General features: G+C 64.1%; 20 protein-coding genes and 1 pseudogene. 11 read left to right on the forward strand and 10 right to left on the reverse strand.

Annotated features, from left to right (window positions below):
* Positions 1 to 214: cytochrome c family protein (locus AC1DJT_RS21855; RefSeq protein ID WP_476834857.1), on the reverse strand; the 214-nt coding region annotated here is incomplete at its 3' end.
* 166 nt (positions 215 to 380) lie between these two features.
* Entirely contained in the window at positions 381 to 2,201 is a 1,821-nt protein-coding gene (locus tag AC1DJT_RS21860) for a methanol/ethanol family PQQ-dependent dehydrogenase (RefSeq protein WP_441508414.1), read from the reverse strand.
* A gap of 510 nt (positions 2,202 to 2,711) precedes the next feature.
* Here AC1DJT_RS21860 and AC1DJT_RS21865 point away from each other — a divergent pair.
* The 7 genes from AC1DJT_RS21865 (at position 2,712) to pqqE (ending at position 8,112) form a co-directional block, all read left to right on the forward strand.
* Complete coding sequence (locus tag AC1DJT_RS21865; RefSeq protein ID WP_441508413.1) at positions 2,712 to 3,650, forward strand: quinoprotein relay system zinc metallohydrolase 2; 939 nt, start codon at positions 2,712 to 2,714, stop codon at positions 3,648 to 3,650.
* A 33-nt stretch (positions 3,651 to 3,683) separates the two neighbouring features.
* The gene (locus AC1DJT_RS21870) at positions 3,684 to 4,502 is read left to right on the forward strand and encodes a quinoprotein dehydrogenase-associated SoxYZ-like carrier (RefSeq protein ID WP_441493147.1); all 819 of its coding nucleotides are present in this window, start codon (positions 3,684 to 3,686) and stop codon (positions 4,500 to 4,502) included.
* A gap of 77 nt (positions 4,503 to 4,579) precedes the next feature.
* On the forward strand, positions 4,580 to 5,323 hold the full coding sequence (locus AC1DJT_RS21875) for a pentapeptide repeat-containing protein (protein WP_441508412.1): 744 nt from the start codon (positions 4,580 to 4,582) through the stop codon (positions 5,321 to 5,323).
* Between the two features lie 61 nt (positions 5,324 to 5,384).
* Positions 5,385 to 6,119, forward strand: coding sequence for a DUF1194 domain-containing protein (locus AC1DJT_RS21880; protein ID WP_476834856.1), 735 nt, complete (start codon positions 5,385 to 5,387; stop codon positions 6,117 to 6,119).
* Positions 6,120 to 6,240: 121 nt separating this feature from the next.
* The gene (gene pqqA, locus AC1DJT_RS21885) at positions 6,241 to 6,321 is read left to right on the forward strand and encodes a pyrroloquinoline quinone precursor peptide PqqA (protein ID WP_113511953.1); all 81 of its coding nucleotides are present in this window, start codon (positions 6,241 to 6,243) and stop codon (positions 6,319 to 6,321) included.
* A 370-nt stretch (positions 6,322 to 6,691) separates the two neighbouring features.
* Complete coding sequence (pqqD, locus tag AC1DJT_RS21890) at positions 6,692 to 6,985, forward strand: pyrroloquinoline quinone biosynthesis peptide chaperone PqqD (protein ID WP_441493150.1); 294 nt, start codon at positions 6,692 to 6,694, stop codon at positions 6,983 to 6,985.
* A gap of 56 nt (positions 6,986 to 7,041) precedes the next feature.
* The gene (pqqE, locus tag AC1DJT_RS21895) at positions 7,042 to 8,112 is read left to right on the forward strand and encodes a pyrroloquinoline quinone biosynthesis protein PqqE (protein ID WP_476834858.1); all 1,071 of its coding nucleotides are present in this window, start codon (positions 7,042 to 7,044) and stop codon (positions 8,110 to 8,112) included.
* Positions 8,113 to 8,139: 27 nt separating this feature from the next.
* Here the strand turns inward: pqqE and AC1DJT_RS21900 are convergent, their stop codons facing one another.
* Positions 8,140 to 8,340, reverse strand: a complete 201-nt coding sequence (locus AC1DJT_RS21900; protein WP_441493151.1) for a hypothetical protein — start codon at positions 8,338 to 8,340, stop codon at positions 8,140 to 8,142.
* 188 nt (positions 8,341 to 8,528) lie between these two features.
* On the reverse strand, positions 8,529 to 9,539 hold the full coding sequence (locus tag AC1DJT_RS21905) for an AraC-like ligand-binding domain-containing protein (protein ID WP_476770938.1): 1,011 nt from the start codon (positions 9,537 to 9,539) through the stop codon (positions 8,529 to 8,531).
* Between the two features lie 262 nt (positions 9,540 to 9,801).
* Here AC1DJT_RS21905 and gfa point away from each other — a divergent pair, with 262 nt between their 5' ends.
* Together gfa and AC1DJT_RS21915 are read left to right on the forward strand one after the other, a co-directional pair.
* A complete protein-coding gene (gfa, locus tag AC1DJT_RS21910; protein ID WP_441493153.1) occupies positions 9,802 to 10,380 on the forward strand; it encodes an S-(hydroxymethyl)glutathione synthase in 579 nt (192 codons plus the stop codon).
* Between the two features lie 27 nt (positions 10,381 to 10,407).
* Positions 10,408 to 11,520, forward strand: coding sequence for an S-(hydroxymethyl)glutathione dehydrogenase/class III alcohol dehydrogenase (locus tag AC1DJT_RS21915; RefSeq protein WP_441493154.1), 1,113 nt, complete (start codon positions 10,408 to 10,410; stop codon positions 11,518 to 11,520).
* Positions 11,521 to 11,560: 40 nt separating this feature from the next.
* On the opposite strand, the gene AC1DJT_RS21920 is transcribed toward AC1DJT_RS21915, so the two are convergent.
* From AC1DJT_RS21920 to pqqB, 4 genes are all read right to left on the reverse strand, one after another.
* Positions 11,561 to 11,950 carry a hypothetical protein gene (locus AC1DJT_RS21920; RefSeq protein WP_441508408.1) on the reverse strand — a complete coding sequence of 130 codons (390 nt, stop codon included), beginning with the start codon at positions 11,948 to 11,950 and terminating at the stop codon, positions 11,561 to 11,563.
* Positions 11,947 to 12,636 carry a hypothetical protein gene (locus AC1DJT_RS21925; protein WP_441508407.1) on the reverse strand — a complete coding sequence of 230 codons (690 nt, stop codon included), beginning with the start codon at positions 12,634 to 12,636 and terminating at the stop codon, positions 11,947 to 11,949. Before AC1DJT_RS21925 ends, AC1DJT_RS21920 begins: the two co-directional genes overlap by 4 nt.
* Before the next feature lie 116 nt (positions 12,637 to 12,752).
* The gene (pqqC, locus tag AC1DJT_RS21930; RefSeq protein WP_441508406.1) at positions 12,753 to 13,484 is read right to left on the reverse strand and encodes a pyrroloquinoline-quinone synthase PqqC; all 732 of its coding nucleotides are present in this window, start codon (positions 13,482 to 13,484) and stop codon (positions 12,753 to 12,755) included.
* Positions 13,481 to 14,368 carry a pyrroloquinoline quinone biosynthesis protein PqqB gene (pqqB, locus tag AC1DJT_RS21935; RefSeq protein ID WP_441508405.1) on the reverse strand — a complete coding sequence of 296 codons (888 nt, stop codon included), beginning with the start codon at positions 14,366 to 14,368 and terminating at the stop codon, positions 13,481 to 13,483. Before pqqB ends, pqqC begins: the two co-directional genes overlap by 4 nt.
* A 447-nt stretch (positions 14,369 to 14,815) precedes the next feature.
* Between pqqB and AC1DJT_RS21940 the strand changes: the two genes are divergently transcribed.
* Complete coding sequence (locus AC1DJT_RS21940) at positions 14,816 to 15,238, forward strand: cupredoxin domain-containing protein (RefSeq protein ID WP_441508404.1); 423 nt, start codon at positions 14,816 to 14,818, stop codon at positions 15,236 to 15,238.
* Between the two features lie 62 nt (positions 15,239 to 15,300).
* Entirely contained in the window at positions 15,301 to 15,492 is a 192-nt protein-coding gene (locus AC1DJT_RS21945) for a hypothetical protein (RefSeq protein ID WP_441508403.1), read from the forward strand.
* A 98-nt stretch (positions 15,493 to 15,590) separates the two neighbouring features.
* On the opposite strand, the gene dut is transcribed toward AC1DJT_RS21945, so the two are convergent.
* Positions 15,591 to 16,058, reverse strand: a complete 468-nt coding sequence (dut, locus tag AC1DJT_RS21950; RefSeq protein ID WP_441508432.1) for a dUTP diphosphatase — start codon at positions 16,056 to 16,058, stop codon at positions 15,591 to 15,593.
* A gap of 169 nt (positions 16,059 to 16,227) precedes the next feature.
* Positions 16,228 to 16,342 (reverse strand): annotated as a pseudogene (locus tag AC1DJT_RS21955) (IS481 family transposase); the annotation flags it as partial.

Raw genomic sequence — 16,342 nt, forward strand, 5'->3', positions numbered from 1 at the left:
GGGCCGGGGCATAGCTCGACCCTTCCCCCTCCGGCCCGTGACAGACATGGCATTCCGAATGGTACCGCCGGAAGCCGGAGTAGGTATACCAGTCGACCTTGCCGTCAGCCGTGATGTTGTAGGTCGGCGTGCCGTCCTCCAGCGTCCATTTTCCATCCTGTTCGGTCTTTGCCGGCTTGTCCTGCGACGACCCGCCGGTCGCCGGCAACAACACGGCCAAAAGAGCGAAACCTGCAAGTGCGAAGCCGATGCCGAAATGTTTCACTTTCAGCCTCTCCGGTAGCCGCTGCATCGTCGATTGTCGGCCGTGACAGCCGGGGCGGGCATCAAAAAGGCCGGCGCAACCTGTTCAGCCGCGCCGGCCATCCGTCACGCGCCGATCATGGCAGCGTGAAGACCGTTAACACACCACCGAGCGCGGTGTAGTCGCGCAGCGCGGCATAGCCGCCGACTGCGCCGAGACCGTCGGTCGGATTGGTCAAACCGGCAGCGAGACCGATCCCGGCCCAGCCACCGATGCCGGACAAGACCGCGACCTGCTGCTTGCCCTTGTGGGTATAGGTCATGACGTTGCCGATGATGCCCGACGGCGTCTTGAACTTGAACAGTTCCTTGCCGTCCTTCTCGTCAACCGCCTTCAGGTAACCTTCCAGCGTGCCGTAGAAGACCACCCCGCCTGCGGTCGCGAGCGCACCCGACCAGACCGAGAACTGCTCCGGAACCGACCAGACGATCTTGCCCTGGCCTGCATCCCAGGCGACGAAATTGCCCATGCCGCCATGGCTGCCGGGTGCCGGATACATCGAGAGGGTTGCGCCGACATAGGGTTGGCCGGCCGTATAGGACACGCGGAACGGCTCGTAATCCATGCAGACATGGTTCGTCGGCACGTAGAACAGACCCGTCCGCGGCGAATAGGCGGCCGGTTGCTGGTCCTTGGAGCCCAGCGCCGCCGGGCAGACGCCCTTCGTGTTCTTGTCCTGGCCGGTCTGGAATGTCGACATGGCCGACACGACCTGCGGACGGCCATATTGCGGGCTGTTCTTGTCCATCACGACCCCGGTCGTCCAGTTGACCTTCGGGTCGAATTTCTGGGCGACGAGCAATTCACCGGTGACACGATCGAGCGTGTAGCCAAGCCCGTTGCGGTCGAAATGAACGAGCGCCTTACGGGGCTGGCCGCCAACCGGGATATCGGCGAGGATCATCTCGTTGACGCCGTCATAGTCCCACTCATCGAATGGCGTCATCTGGTAGGCCCATTTCGCGACGCCGGTGTCGGCATCACGGGCAAAGATCGACATGGTCCATTTCTGGTCGATCGGCTTGCCGTCGGCGCCGGCGCGCTGCACCGGGTTCCAGGTCGAGGGATTGGCGGTGCCGTAGAAGAACAGGTTGGTTTCCGGATCATAGGAATACCAGCCCCAGCTCGAGCCGCCGCCGATCTTCCACTGATCGCCCGTCCAGGTCTTCAGCGAGGAATCCTTGCCGACCGGCTTGCCGAGCGACGTGGTTTTCTCAGGATCGATCATCATCTCGCTGTCGGGGCCGGTCGAATAGGCCCGCCAGAGCTGCTTGCCTGTCTTCATGTCGTAGGCGGTGACATGTCCCCGCACGCCGAATTCCGCTCCGGAAATGCCGACGATGACCTTGTCCTTCACCGGCAGGACAGTGGCCGTATTGGTCTCGCCCTTCTTCGGATCGCCGTTGACGACCTTCCAGATTTCCTTGCCGGTCTTGGCATCGAGCGCCACCACCGTGGTGTCGGCCTGATGCAGGAAGATCATGCCGTCCGCATAGGCGACACCGCGATAGACCGTATCGCAGCACATCACCGGAATGACCGACGGGTCCTGCTTGGGCTCGTATTTCCAGAGGATCTTGCCGTCCTGATCCAGATCGAGCGCATAGACGATGTTTGGAAACGGCGTGTGGACATACATCGTGCTGCCGATGACCAGGGGCGCGCCTTCATGGCCGCGCAGCACGCCGGTCGAGAAGGTCCACGCCACCTTCAGATTCTTGACGTTGTCTCGATTGATCTGGTCGAGCTTGGAATAACGCGTATTCGCGTAGTCGCCAGTCTGGATGGCCCATTGGTTTGGATCAGATGTCTGCTTGATCACATCAGAATTAGCCAGCGCGAGCGCTGGAAAGGCCACGGTCGTCAACAAAGCTGTCGATTGTATAAGCTTGCGCATGACGTTCCTCCTGGCGTTTTTTGTCTGCTGCGATAGCGCTCCATAGCGTGGTCACGGCTGAACACCCGAAGCGTCCAGGCGTTTCGGCATGCGTTCAGGCTACGACTGCATCAACGCCAACCGGGCGTCAGTCATAGAAGCCGATTTCTACCGGTGCATGTGTAAGCCCTTTTTCGATGACGGACAAGATCGCAGCAAGATTCCATCCCCTCCAATCCTACAAAATTACGCCCAAACACGATCTGGACACGCGCCAACACGTCACGATTACTGACCTACGCAAATGCAATCGCAATGAATGCTGCATCGCACAATTCAGGGAGGAGACAGATCAACTTGAGACACGGCACGACCTAAGCGCGAAATGGCACTGCCTTCTTCCGCATGCTAAGAGAGCGGATGGCCGCCGCTGCCCTGCCATCGCGCCCGGATCTGCGATCTTCGCTGCGCGCCCTCAATCGGCGGCCATGTGCAAGACGGGGCCGGCGCATCCGGGCTGTGCTGGGAGCGATGCTCTGTCTCGCACTGGCACTGCCTGGCCGTGAAGGCGGACCCGTTTCCCCGGCGGCGGCCCAGACAACCCCGGCAGCCCTGCCCTTGAGCGTCACCGAGATCGCGCCTGGCGTTTTCGTGCATCAGGGCGCTTATGCGCTCTTTGCGCCGTCAAATCGGGGCGACATCGCCAACCTGTCCTTCGTGATCGGTCGCGATGCCGTCGCCGTGATCGACACCGGCGGCAGCCTGGCCATCGGGCAGGCGCTGCGCGCCGCGATCCGGACGGTGACCGACAAGCCCATTCGCTACGTGATCAACACGCATATGCATCCCGACCATCTGTTCGGGAACGCCGCCTTTGCCGATGACCGGCCGGAATTCATCGCCCATCACAAACTGGCGCGTGCCTTGGCCGCGCGGGCCAAGCGCTACCTTGCCCTCAACGCGCAACTGCTCGGTCCGGACGCCTTTGCCGGCACCCGCCTGATCGCGCCGACGCGTGCCGTCGAGGACCAGTCGGTCATCGATCTCGGCGAACGCGAGCTCATCCTCGAAGCGCAACCGACGGCGCATACCGACAACGACCTGACCGTTCGGGATACGGCCTCGGGAACACTCTTTCTCGGCGACCTGCTCTTCATGCGGCATGTCCCGGCCCTCGACGGATCGATCCGCGGCTGGCTGGCGCTGATCAGCCGCCTCGAACAGGTCGCGGCAAAGCGTGTCGTGCCCGGCCATGGGCCACCGGCGGCGGCCTGGCCCGAGGCCGTGCAACCGCAGAAGCAGTACCTGCAAAGAATTTCCGCGGATGTGCGGCGCATGATAAAAGAGGGACGATCGATTGCCGAGGCCGCCGCGACCGCCGGGCTCTCCGAGAAGGAGAGCTGGCTCCTGTTCGACGAGTTCAACGCCCGCAATGTCACGGCCGCGTTTGCCGAGCTTGAATGGGAGTGATCGCAGCGCCGCCAGCCTGAACCGGAGGATGCCATGACTGAGCTCATCGCACGCCGCAGCGTCCTTTATCTTGTCGGCGCCATGGTCACGGGCCTGCCGGTTACGCTGGCGCGGGCCGAGGACGATCCCTGGCCCGGCCTCCACCAGGACGTGTTCCAGAACCGGCCGATCAGCGAGGAGGACGGGCTGGTGACGCTGGAAGCGCCCGTGCGCGCCGAAGACGCGGCCCTGGTTCCGCTGACCGTGAAAATCGACCGCGACAAGGCATCGGCCCCGCTCACACTGACCTTGCTGATCGACAAGAACCCGGCGCCGGTTGCCGCCACCTTCTTCTTTGGCGAGGGCTCGGGCGAGATCATGCTGTCGACGCGCGTACGGATCGACGCCTATTCGAATGTGCGCGCCGTGGTCGAAACCAGCACCGGGGCGCTGCACATGACCACCAAATATGTGAAGGCATCCGGCGGCTGCTCGGCGCCGGCACCGAAGGATGCCGAGCTCGCCGAGGCCGAACTMGGCAAGATGCAGCTGCGGCAATTCGAGGCAAGCCTCCCGGCCTCGACCTCCCGCGAGGCGCAATTGATGATCCGGCACCCGAATTATTCCGGGATGCAGATGAACCAGCTGACCGGCTACTACATCCCGGCGAAATTCATCACGGATGTCGAGGTAAAGCGCGGCGATGCGCTCGTCTTCCGCATGGAGGGCGGCATCTCGCTAAGCGCGGACCCCAATATCCGCTTCACCTTCCGGTCGACAGGTCCTGATGATGTGCTCACCGCGGTCGCGAAGGATACGGACGGCCGCGTGCTGCACGGCAGCTGGCCGGTCAAGAGCGGAAAGGAAAGCTGATCACGCAGCCCTATAACCCAGCCAGACGCGCCCGCAGGACAGCCGCGCTTGTCGCGCTCTGCCTGTTCTGCACGCCCATGCCGGCGGTCGCCGAAGCCAAGCTGACCGTTCGCGAGGTTACGCAGCGATTGTTCCAGCTCGCGCCCGGCGCGCGTGCCGATCTCGGCGGACAGGATTTGCGCGGCCTCGATCTGAGCGGCCTCGATTTCCGGCGGGCGCGGCTCGCCGGCAGCGATCTCTTTGGCGCCGATCTGGTTCGTGCCGATCTTTCTGGAACCGATCTGCACGGTGCCCGGCTCGACCGGGCGGTGATCATCGGCACCGATTTCAGCGGCGCCGACCTCTCCGACGCGACCCTGCTGCTGCCCAGCGCCGTTTCGAGCCTGTCCTATGATGCAAGCGAAGCGCCTCGCTTCCGGAACGCCAATCTTGCACGCGCCGTCATTGTCGCCCACCTGAGCGGCGCCGATATGCGCGGAGCCGACCTGACCGCAGCCGTCTTCAACTATGCGGATATGCGGGGAACGCTGATGACCACGCTACGCACCGAGCTCTTCGGCTGCGACCTGACAGGCGCGATCCTGCGCCATACCGACCTGACAGGCATCGTGCTGCGCTTTGCCAAATTGCGGCATGCCGATCTGACCGGGGCGATGCTGGTCAATGTCGATCTGTCCAAGGCCGACCTCACCGCCGCGGATCTGAGCGAAGCCGATCTGACCGGCGTCGATTTCGACGGTGCGATCCTGACCGGGGTGAAGGGCCTGGAGAGCGCCCGGGGCCTCGCCCTGGCGCATAATCTCGACAAGGCGGTAAGGTAGCTCAGTCGAACGCGTTGCGGAGCACATGCCGGTGCTGTTGCTCGATCGATCTGTTCGCCCTTTGCTTATCGCCCTCGCGGCCGCGCTGGTGATGCAGCCCGGCGCCCGGGACGGCAGCGCTGAATCGCGGGGAAGCGTCGATACCGCCCTCATCCTGGCAATCGACGTGTCGAATTCCGTCGATGCGCGGCGCTATCGGCTGCAGATCGACGGCATCGCGGACGCGCTCGATGCCCCCTCCGTGCAGGCGGCCATTCTCGGCGGGCCGCGCCAGGCGATCGCGATCAGCGTCATCCTCTGGGCCGACAAGCCTAGCTTCTCGATTCCGTGGGTCAGGGTCGCCAGCGCCGCCGATGCGCGGGCGCTGGCAGGCAAACTGCGCCGGCTCGCCCGGCAAGGCGGCGAATTCACCTGCGTGGCGCAGATGATGCGCTTCGTCGCCGACAAGATCACGCCGCAAATCCCGATGCGGGCGACGCGCGTCCTCMTGGATGTGTCGGGGGACGGACAAGAAAACTGCAACCCCGAGGCCGCCCCGATGCAGGTTCGCGATGAACTGGTCGCGATCGGCCTGACCATCAACGGGCTGCCGATCCTGGAAGGGAGCGAGGCTGAGACGCTCGCGCGCTGGTATGGCGAGAACGTCGTCGGCGGCCCCGGCGCCTTCGTGCTCCCGGCGCAGGGATTTGAGGATTTCGGGCGGGCCTTCCGGCAAAAATTCATCACCGAGATCAGCGCATGGCCCGCCGCTCCGGGCCGCCCGCCCTCGCGCCTTGCCGCGCATGAACAGCCCTGATCGGCCCTCGCCAGTGAGTTTCCGGACAGACGGCGGGCTCTGTTTGCAACAGGCTGCCGGCGGGTGTAGGCTCCCGGCGCCTACTCTTGAGAAGGCTGGCGACGATCTGGAGAAACCGATCATGCGCAAGTGGAAAAAACCCGCAATCATCGAAGTGACAGTCGGCTGCGAAGTGACGTCTTACGCTCCGGCACAGTTCTGAAGCGTCCGTTCTGAGTAACAGGCCGTCGACCCGGGAGCGGTTGCGGGCGCTGGCGCCCGGTTCCGCCGTCGGGGATGGCTGCCACGATGGGATTGTTGGTGTCCGTTCACGTGTCAGGCGGGAAGCCGTCGGGTGCGGTCGCAAGCGGCGTCTATTTGTGAGCATCGCGGATGGCGGGCTCATAGCCGCGCGTGCTGTGCCCTGCGCTTGCTGTCACACGATGGGCGGTCCGGCGCGCGCTCGACAGTGGAGGCGACGGGTTGAGGTGCCCCCCAGCCGTGGCGGCGTGGTCGCGGCAGGTCTGGCGTCGATCCCGCCATCGAGCCCCTGGCACCGATACGCTTGACGAACCTGAACGAGGCGCTGGCCCATGACTGCTGGCATTACGACCGCTGACGTCGCGAGCATCGTCCCGGTACTGCCCCGTGGCGTGCGCCTGCGCTTTGATGATAGCCGCCGGCAATGGTTCCTTCTCGGTCCCGAGCGCGTGTTCGAGCCCGATGAGATGGCGCTCGAGATCCTGCAGCGCATCGATGGGGTGAGTTGCGTCGAAACCATCGTCCAGGATCTGGCGACGACCTTCGACGCGGACCGGGACGAGATCGCCGCCGACGTCATGACGTTCCTGCGCGGCCTTGCCGATCAAAGGATGGTCGACCTGTGAGCGATGTCGAGACGCTTCCACAGACCCAGCCTGCTCGGCCCGAATTGCAGCCGCCGATGGGTTTGCTGGCGGAGTTGACGCATCGCTGTTCCCTGCGTTGCCCCTATTGCTCCAACCCGCTCGAGCTCGACAGGCGCTCGGGCGAACTCGCGACCTCCGAGTGGAAGCGGCTGATCGATGAGGCTGCCGCGCTCGGCGTGCTGCATATCTATTTCTCGGGCGGCGAGCCGATGCTGCGGCGCGACATCGCCGAACTGGTCGCATATGCGCATCAAGCCGGGCTCTATACCAACATGATCACCTCCGGCGTCGGCTTTCAGCCGGCCGTGCTGGACGCGGTCACTGAGGCGGGCCTCGACCATATCCAGCTTTCCATTCAGGCGATCGATGCCGAAACCTGCGATCGCGTTGCCGGTTACACGGGCGCGTGGCAGCGCAAGCATGAAGTCGCTGCCGCCATCGCCCGGCTCGGATTGCGGCTCACCGTCAATGCCGTCGTGCATCGGGACAACGTGCAGCAGATTCCGGCCTTCGTAGAGCTTGCGGAAGAATGGGGTGCTGCGCGCATCGAGATCGCGCATGTGCAGTATTACGGCTGGGGCCTGGTCAACCGCGCCAGGTTGATGCCGACGCGCAAGCAGGTCGAAGCTGCGATGGTGGATGTCGAGGAGGCAAGAAGCCGCACGGCCGGGCGCCTCGTCATCGATTGCGTGCTGCCCGATTACTATGCCCGCTACCCGAAAGCCTGCATGGGCGGCTGGGGCACGCGGTTGATGAACATCACGCCGACAKGGCGCGCCCTGCCCTGTCATGCGGCCGAGACGATAGCGGGGCTGGTCTTCGACAATGTCCGCGACGCCAGCCTGTCGGAGATCTGGTATCGCGGCAGGGCGTTCAATGCCTTCCGCGGCACGGACTGGATGCAGGAGCCCTGCCGCAGCTGTGCGCGCAAGGAGCTGGATTTCGGTGGCTGCCGTTGCCAGGCCATGGCGCTGGCCGGCGACGCGGCCGCGACCGACCCTGCCTGCTCATTGTCGCCRCTGCATCGCGAGGTCGTTGCGCTGGCGGAAGCCGAAGCCGCCTCCGAGCGCAGCGATTTCATCTACCGGACCTATCAGGGCGTTTGACGCAACCGTCTCCAGGCGCCCCTCGCGTCAAATGTCCTTCTCATCCGCGCCGGCGCAGCGCCAGCGGACGACGCGCCAGTCGGGATGTTCGCCATTCCATTGCGCGACATAGGGCGCCGCGCTCTTCGCGCACTGGTTCGGCGAGACAGTGATCGCCAGCGGAATCCGCTCATTCCGGCAAATCGAGGGGTCCGTGACGAGGCAAACCGAAATGACGATCGCAAGCATCGACTGCTCCCCCACTTTTGCGTGGCCCAGCCCGTCCGACGACGAGGCAGACCGCGCGCCAGCCGCCATCGGAGAGGCTCATCCTACAGGTCTTTGACGGGAAATGCGAAGACCAACGGGCAGCGCATAGGGGAGGCTGCCGCGCTGGAGCATCTGCCTGAACCGCCAAGAGCGGATCATGCTTGTGATCAGCCTCGGGGACCGCTCGCAAGGCTGCCCCGTTCGACTGGCGGGGCGTGGCCGAAGCCCGCAGGATCACCGGCCTGCCTTTGGATGGCCGAAGGCGGCATGCCGTAGCGCTTCTTGAACAGATGGGTGAAATGCGAGGAGCTGCTGAAGCCCCAGGAAAAGGCGATATCGGTCAGGGTCTTGCCCGTTCGCGAACCGAACTCGAGCTCTTCCAGGCATTTCTCCAGACGCTCTTGCCAGATGTAGCTGGTGATCGTCGTGCCTTCATCGGCAAAGGACATGTGGAGATAGCGCTTCGTGCAATCCAAGGCCGACGAGAGCTGCTCGATGCCCAGGTCCGGATCGCTCAGGTTCTCGCGAATGAAGGCCTTGATCCGGGATGAAAGAGCCGCGCGCCCCGAGGTCCTGAAGGACGTTTGCGAAAGGAAGGGCATCAGCACGAGATCGAGCAAGGTGTCGGCGACCTGGACTTCGCAGCCCGCCGCCAGTGCCGGGGCCTCGTTAAAGGCGGACAGGACGAAATCATGGGCCAGGCGGCCCGCGCCTTCGCGAGCCGAAACCTGTTGCGCCAGGAGCGGATCGAGCGACACGCCACGTTGCTCCAGCAATTGCCGGGGTATGATGACGACATGATGCTTCGTCAGGGCCGCGCTCGTGATCACATGGGGCCTGGACACGTCGTAGATCAGACAGTCGCCGGGCGTGATGACGCAATGGCGGCCATCCTGCTCGAACAGCGAGGTGCCATCGGTCTGAAACAGCACCTTTATCGGGCGACCGCCCAGCTCAGTGCATGAAGCGGGGTGCGCGATCCGGTGTTGGCTGACCTCGATCTGGCAGAGCCGCAGCCGCCGGATCGTCGCATAATCGATATGCCCGTCGATCGTGCCGGCCCCGAAGGCATCGACGCGAAGCGGCCCGCATAGCGTGCCCAGCGCCTGAGCCCAGTACTCGGACCGCAGCGGAGCCGCTGTCGTGGCGGTGCTCAAGGATATGATCGCGTGGGTCATTGTCGCGCATTCCGCTTCGACCGTGCCACTCTACATCGCCGCCCCCTCACAAGGAATGGCCTTCGGCGCGTCCGGCCGGGGCGTGTCTTCGCGGGCAGACAAGGGATGCTTCCCTTTAGGGCAAGCGTCGCGAAGAGAAAAATACCACATTGCACGCCGGACATGCGCCATCAGACGCATGTAGACGAGCACCGGATTTCCATGCGCGGGATCGAGGTGGTTCCAGACGCGTGATCATACCGGCGACAGGGAGGACGAAATCATGACCCAGACCGTTGCCATCCATCCCTCGATCGATCGCGGCCTCCCGCCGGCTTCCGCCGATTTCAAGGGCGGAACGCTCGTCTGCAAATGCACGGACCGCCCGGTAAAGGTCCGCGTCGACTCGCAATCGGCCCATAATCACGCCTGCGGCTGCACGAAATGCTGGAAGCCCAAGGGCGCGTTGTTTGCGATGGTCGCGGTGGCGCCGCGCAACAAGGTGACCGTGATCGAGAATGGCGACAAGCTCGCGATCGTCGATGAGTCCGCCACGATCCAGCGCCACGCCTGCAAGGGCTGCGGCGTCCATATGTACGGGCGCATCGAGAAGGCTGCCCATCCGTTCTACGGGCTTGATTTCGTTCATACCGAATTGTCGCCGGAAACCGGCTGGTCGCCCCCGGAATTTGCCGCCTTCGTTTCCTCGATCATCGAGTCGGGGGCCGATCCGGCCAATCAGGGCGCGGTACGCGCACGCCTGCGCGAAATTCGCCTCGAGCCCTATGATTGCCTCTCCCCGCCCCTGATGGATTTCATCTCCACCCATATCGCAAAGGCGTCGGGGGTTCTGAAATCCTGATCGGGATTGCTTGGGAGGGCCCGGGTCATGAAGACACGCGCAGCCGTCGCCTGGGAGGCGCGGAAGCCGCTGACCATCGAAACGGTCGAGATCGGCGGACCGAAGGCGGGCGAGGTCCTGGTCGAGGTGATGGCGACCGGCATCTGCCACACCGACGCCTACACGCTGTCGGGCATGGATTCGGAGGGCAAGTTCCCGGCGATCCTCGGCCATGAGGGCGCCGGCATCGTCCGCGAGGTCGGCGCCGGCGTGACCACGCTCAAGGTCGGCGACCACGTCATTCCGCTCTACACGCCGGAATGTCGGAATTGCAAAAGCTGCCTGTCACGCCGCACCAATCTCTGCACCGCGATCCGCGCGACGCAAGGCCAGGGCGTGATGCCGGACGGCACCTCGCGCTTCTCCTGCAACGGCGGCGAGGTCTTCCACTATATGGGCTGCTCGACCTTCGCGAATTTCACGGTGTTGCCGGAGATCGCCGTGGCTAAGGTCCGCGACGACGCGCCCTTCGACAAGATCTGCTATATCGGCTGCGGCGTGACGACGGGGATCGGCGCGGTGATCTACACCGCCAAGGTCTGGCCCGGCGCCAATGTCGTGGTCTTCGGGCTCGGCGGTATCGGCCTCAACGTCATCCAGGGCGCCCGCATGGTCGGCGCCGACAAGATCATCGGTGTCGACATCAATCCGGGCAAGCGCGCCATGGCCGAGAAATTCGGCATGACCGGGTTCATCAATCCGGCCGAGATCGGCAACGACAAGGTGGTGCAGGCGATCGTCGATCTGACCGGCGGCGGCGCCGATTTCTCCTTCGACGCGACCGGCAATACCAACGTGATGCGCCAGGCGCTGGAATGCTGCCATCGCGGCTGGGGTGAATCGATCATCATCGGGGTCGCCGAAGCCGGCAAGGAAATCGCGACCCGGCCGTTCCAGCTCGTCACCGGGCGGGTCTGGAAGGGCACGGCCTTCGGCGGCGCGCGCGGGCGCACCGATGTGCCGAAGATCGTCGACTGGTACATGGAGGGGAAGATCAATATCGACGACCTGATCACCCACAAGCTCAGCCTGGACGAGATCAATCACGGCTTCGACCTGATGCATGAGGGCAAGTCGATCCGAAGCGTCGTGGTCTACTGAACCGGTCGTCCGAAGCCCCGGCAGCTGGGACATCGCCAGATCAGAAGCAGCGCAATTCGCCTTCGATCTGTGCCCGCTTCAGGCGTGCGACCTTCTCGCGCATCAAGGGCATGGAGATAAACATCGAGGCGTTCTGACCGCCGCGCTGGCGCACGGACATGATCGTCTCGGCTTCCTCATAGGCCCTATAGGGCAGCACAGACGCGATCACGTCGATCGAGCACGAGCATTTCTCCAGCGCCGTACGGGTCTGGCCGTTCGCGGCCATGCACCCGAAGATGTAATCGGCGCGTGCGACCGTCGGATAGTCATTGACCGGCGTCTCAGCTGCGCCGCCATTGCCCGCAGCGAGGATCGTCGCCAGCAGCCCCCCGGCCAGAGCCGTCAGAAACCCGTGGTGCCGCGCTCCTGCCGTCCCGACCGTGCTCATGGCTGGGCGCTCGCCGATTTCAGGACGATGCGCTCCTCGAGTTTCGGCGCATCCGGCAATGTGCTGACGAACCTTGAGGTCATTTGGAGCAGCATGCCAGGCGCGGCCTCAGCCACCAGAATCTCGAACTGGCTGTCCTCATAGCCGAGCATCCGCCCGATATTGGTATCGTCGACAAAGGGCCTGACGGTGATCCGCGTCGCATCCAGCGTCTTGCCCTCGAATTCGACCTTGGTGGCCTCGCTTGTTGCCTTGTCGCGCAGGCCGGCGCGCAGCCGGTCCTTGAAATAGGGCGTCGTTCCACCGGTGAGCTGCGCCATGTTGCTCACTGCCCGATCGAGGAAGATGACGAGCACCGGATTGCCGGTCAGATCGGTAATCGACATAGGCTCGCGCGCCCGCTCGCCCGTGAACAGGCGCAGGTCGACATTGCGGCTGCCGTTGGCTGCAACGGATCTGACCACGAGCTTGATATCGTCGCCGAAGGGCTCGCCCAGCCGTTTCGTGTCGGAGGGCAAGCGCTCAAGCCGATAGGTCAGCTCCGTGCCCGAAGACACGCCGGAAAGATGAGGACGCGCGAACAGGATATCGACCGGCGTTTCCTGCGCCTGCGCCGGCCATGGCGCGATCGCCAGCACCAGAGCCATGACCTGGCAGAGCAAGACGGCGAAAGCTTTTCCGCTCACGATCGCATCTCCCTGACATCATAGCAGGTCGAGCAGGCCACGCAGGCAGCAGGATAAGGCTTGGCGCCCGGCGCAGCAATCAGCTTTGCAGGCTCAGCCGCTCAGGACCGCGATGATCAGCGCGCCGGCACGAAGGCGCCGGGCGGAATATGGCCAGGCTCGACATAGGCGTGATGGAGCGCATCCAGCATGGCCCAGAGCACGTCGCATTTGAATTCGAGCGCCGCGATCACCGCCTCCTGCTCGGCCGGCGTGCGGGCATGGGCCGTGACATAGGCAAGCGCGGTCTCGACATCGCGCCGCGCCTGTTCCGGGCGGGCGGTGAAATAGCTCAGGCTCTCCGGGCTGACGAAGTCGTAATGCGCMAGCATGCCTTCGACGCGGTGGCGGATGACCTTTGGCGAAAACAGCTCGGTCAGGGAGGACGCGACGGCTTCGAGCAGCGGGCGCTCGCGCACGAAATTGACATAGGCCTCGACCGCAAAGCGCGTCGCCGGCAGCACGCCGCGATGGGCCTGCACATCGGCGCGTGCCAGGCCCAGGCTTTCGCAGAGCCTGAGCCAGCGTTCGATGCCGCCCTCACCGTCCCCCTCGCCATCATGGTCGACGAGACGCTGGCGCCAGGCCCGGCGGAGCGCGGGGTCGTGGGTCCGGGCGATCAGGAACGCGTCCTTCACAGGGATATGGGCCTGGTAGGTGAAGCGGTTGAGAGCCCAGGCCTGGACCTCGCCCTTCGTGCACCGTCCGGAATGCAGTCTGGTGTGGAAGGGGTGCTTGTCGTGATAGCGCGCCTCTCCGACCTCGCGCAGGCGCTGTTCCAGTTCCTCGGGCGATAGCAAAGCAGTCACAGCCGCACCTCCATGCCGTCATAGGCCACCGCGATACCCGCGGCTTCGATCACGAGACGCTCCGGCGACCCCTCGATCAGCGCCGAATTGGTGTTGTTCAGATGGATATAGATCTTTTGCGCCGCAGGCAGCTTGGCGAGCCAGGACAGCGAGCCGCCAGGGCCCGTGATCGGCATATGCCCCATCCTCCGACCGGTCTTTTCGCCGACGCCGCTGCGGATCATCTCGTCATCCGTGAACAGGGTGCCGTCGAAGAACACCACGTCCGCGCTTTCGGCCGCGTCACGAACGCTGTCGGACAAGGCGGCACAGCCCGGGATATAGACAAGCGAGCGCCCTGCGCCGCCGATCCGGATGCCCGCCGCTTCGCCAGCCTCGGACTCGAGCCGGGATGCGCTCTCCTCGAGATAGAGCGGTGCCTTGCCGGGGACCGGAAACAGCTCCGCCGTCAGTCCGCCAGCCAGCGCGATGGGGTTCGCGGCCGTCGCGATCATGCGACGCGCCGGCACGGCGGCGAAGATCGGGTTGGCCTCGATCGCCTCAAGGACCGGTGCGAGCGCGACCAGATCGAACGGATGCCGCTCGCGCAGCGTGAGCAGCCCGGCGACATGGTCGATCTCGGCGCTGCTGAGAATGACCGTGCCGATCGGCGACTGGCGCTCGGCGCGCGGCCACAGGGCCGGCGTCGTCCGGATCTGGCTGCCAAGATCGGGGGACGCGTTCAGAACGATCCAGCTCTCGTCATCGAGCGTCACCGCGAGGCTCGATTGCGTCCGCCAGGGCGCGCGGGGATCCCTGCTCCAGGCCAGCGCGCAGACCCGGCACCGGCAATTCCATTGCGGAAAACCACCTCCCGCAGCCGCGCCAAGAACGATGGCTTTCATCGGGGCGCCTCAGGCAGCCGGCTTCCCGCAAGTGCACGGCGCGAAAGACTGCATTGCCCGCGCTGTTGCACACGCCGTTGCTTCCACTCCGCATGCGACCCAGGACATGTCCGGCTCCTTCGATTGTGCTAAGAACGGAATGGTGCTGACAAAGACTGCCTTCACGCTCCGGACGCGAGCCTCCGGCATCGCGATCACCTCAGCGACGATGGCAGCGGTTCTGTCTTCTTCACGTCCGCGCCCGTGTTACTGTCGACCTTGGCGATTGCTGGGTATCATTACAGAGGGAGAGGCTTCGGGCCAGTCCTTGCCCGGTCTGCAATATCACGCCAGCTCCCGGCAAAGACGGAGAGACCCGCGATCGAATATCTGATGGCGCGAGCGACGATCCAACGAAGGTCGACTGATCCCAGGTTATTCCAAAGCAACAAGAACGGGGAGGATGAGATGCATCTGCTGTGGTTCTTGCTGGCGGGCCTGCTCGGGTTGAGCCAGGCGACGGCCGCCGACCTTGTGAAGGGCCGGACAAATCTGCCCGAACTGGTGCTCGGGAATGACGAAGGCCGCGACTACGTCGTCTCCCAGAAGCAGATCGAGATGGAATCCGGCAAGTCCTACCGCCTCTCCGTCACGGCGAAGGGCGGCAAGGAGTACAAGTTCTTCGCACCGGAGTTCTTCCGGAACAGCTGGATCAACCAGATCGTCATCAACCATCTCGAAGTGCACATGCAGGGTGCGCCTCATCATCTCGAGTTCGACGACCAGGGCACGATCCATGTCGAGTTCGTGGCGATCCGGCCGGGCGAGTACCCCTGGTATATCCAGGGCCTGGAGGCTCAGGGGATGACCGGCACCTTCATCGTGAAGTGACGGAGGCAAGCCATGCGCATGCTCGCTCTCACCTCCGTCCTGACCCTGGTGCCGATCCCGCAATGGCCGATGACAGGTCGGAATGCACGAACGGCATCGTCATGATCCAGGCCGAGATCGCCAGGAAGCCGCCGGCGGCCACCCTGCGCAAACTGGAGACGGCGTTGCGCGTCGCGCGGCGCGAAGAACAGGAGGGCGAATTCGACGAGTGTCTCGATGCGGTCAACGACGCCCGCAAGGCACTGGGACGATGAGCGCTTGTTCCTCATGGACCGGGCTCAGCCGTGGCAACGCGGGCGACCGATCTCCGGCCCCCCGAGCGCCCAGCGCTGAAGCGTGGTCTTCGCTAGGTTTAGCGGCTGGTTGAGCCATGGCCGCCGTAGCCACGCTCAGTTTCATCGAGCGTCGCCCTTTCGACAAACGCAACGCCGCTGACCGGCGCCACTACCATCTGAGCGATGCGGTCGGCACGCTGGATTAAAAATGGTGCCTTTCCGTGATTGATCAGAATGACTTTGATCTCGCCTCGATAGTCTGCGTCCACGGTCCCCGGTGAATTGAGAACTGTGACGCCAAATTTGGCGGCGAGTCCCGAACGAGGCCGGATTTGGGCCTCGTAGCCCTTGGGTAAGGCGATGGCGAAACCGGTGGGTATTGTCGCGGTCATGCCCGGAGCAAGGGTCACGACCGTACCGGGAGCAATAGCAGCAGGCAGATCAAGACCCGCCGAGCCAACAGTCTGCGATCGAGGGATCTCAAGCCCTTGTCCATTTTCAAGCCGGCGCAGGCCGACGCTGACACGCCTGTCGTTCCTCAAAATTCTACCAGCGAGCTTACCGAGTAAGTTCGACTTCCCCCCAGGCGTTGGCCAACAGAGCCGCGGATCGTGCGTAGGACAGTAAACGGGAGAGTGCCGGTTATCGAGCACCTAGGCGGCCTTGGCGCCCCCGTCGCCGCAACCTTCGGTTACTGGTTATGTGTCCGAGGCCTTAGGTGTTCAGTCCCGGCATTTGATGGATTGGATCGAGCCTGAATCGTTCTGGCTCTGAAGTCCAGCATTTGCAGATGAACTCGTAGGGTGTGAGCCCCCTAAGGGTCTTCAGC

The sequence above is a fragment of the Allobosea sp. 05T422_2 genome (assembly GCF_056396265.1).

Coding starts and splice junctions, on each gene's coding strand:
- pqqB (WP_441508405.1), bottom strand. CDS start 14,368: ATGAAAGCCATCGTTCTTGGCGCGGCTGCGGGAGGTGGTTTTCCGCAA.
- AC1DJT_RS21875 (WP_441508412.1), top strand. CDS start 4,580: ATGCCGGCGGTCGCCGAAGCCAAGCTGACCGTTCGCGAGGTTACGCAG.
- AC1DJT_RS21905 (WP_476770938.1), bottom strand. CDS start 9,539: ATGACCCACGCGATCATATCCTTGAGCACCGCCACGACAGCGGCTCCG.
- AC1DJT_RS21940 (WP_441508404.1), top strand. CDS start 14,816: ATGCATCTGCTGTGGTTCTTGCTGGCGGGCCTGCTCGGGTTGAGCCAG.
- AC1DJT_RS21900 (WP_441493151.1), bottom strand. CDS start 8,340: ATGCTTGCGATCGTCATTTCGGTTTGCCTCGTCACGGACCCCTCGATT.
- pqqA (WP_113511953.1), top strand. CDS start 6,241: ATGCGCAAGTGGAAAAAACCCGCAATCATCGAAGTGACAGTCGGCTGC.
- pqqD (WP_441493150.1), top strand. CDS start 6,692: ATGACTGCTGGCATTACGACCGCTGACGTCGCGAGCATCGTCCCGGTA.
- AC1DJT_RS21865 (WP_441508413.1), top strand. CDS start 2,712: ATGCTCTGTCTCGCACTGGCACTGCCTGGCCGTGAAGGCGGACCCGTT.
- AC1DJT_RS21945 (WP_441508403.1), top strand. CDS start 15,301: ATGGCCGATGACAGGTCGGAATGCACGAACGGCATCGTCATGATCCAG.
- gfa (WP_441493153.1), top strand. CDS start 9,802: ATGACCCAGACCGTTGCCATCCATCCCTCGATCGATCGCGGCCTCCCG.
- AC1DJT_RS21915 (WP_441493154.1), top strand. CDS start 10,408: ATGAAGACACGCGCAGCCGTCGCCTGGGAGGCGCGGAAGCCGCTGACC.
- AC1DJT_RS21860 (WP_441508414.1), bottom strand. CDS start 2,201: ATGCGCAAGCTTATACAATCGACAGCTTTGTTGACGACCGTGGCCTTT.
- AC1DJT_RS21920 (WP_441508408.1), bottom strand. CDS start 11,950: ATGAGCACGGTCGGGACGGCAGGAGCGCGGCACCACGGGTTTCTGACG.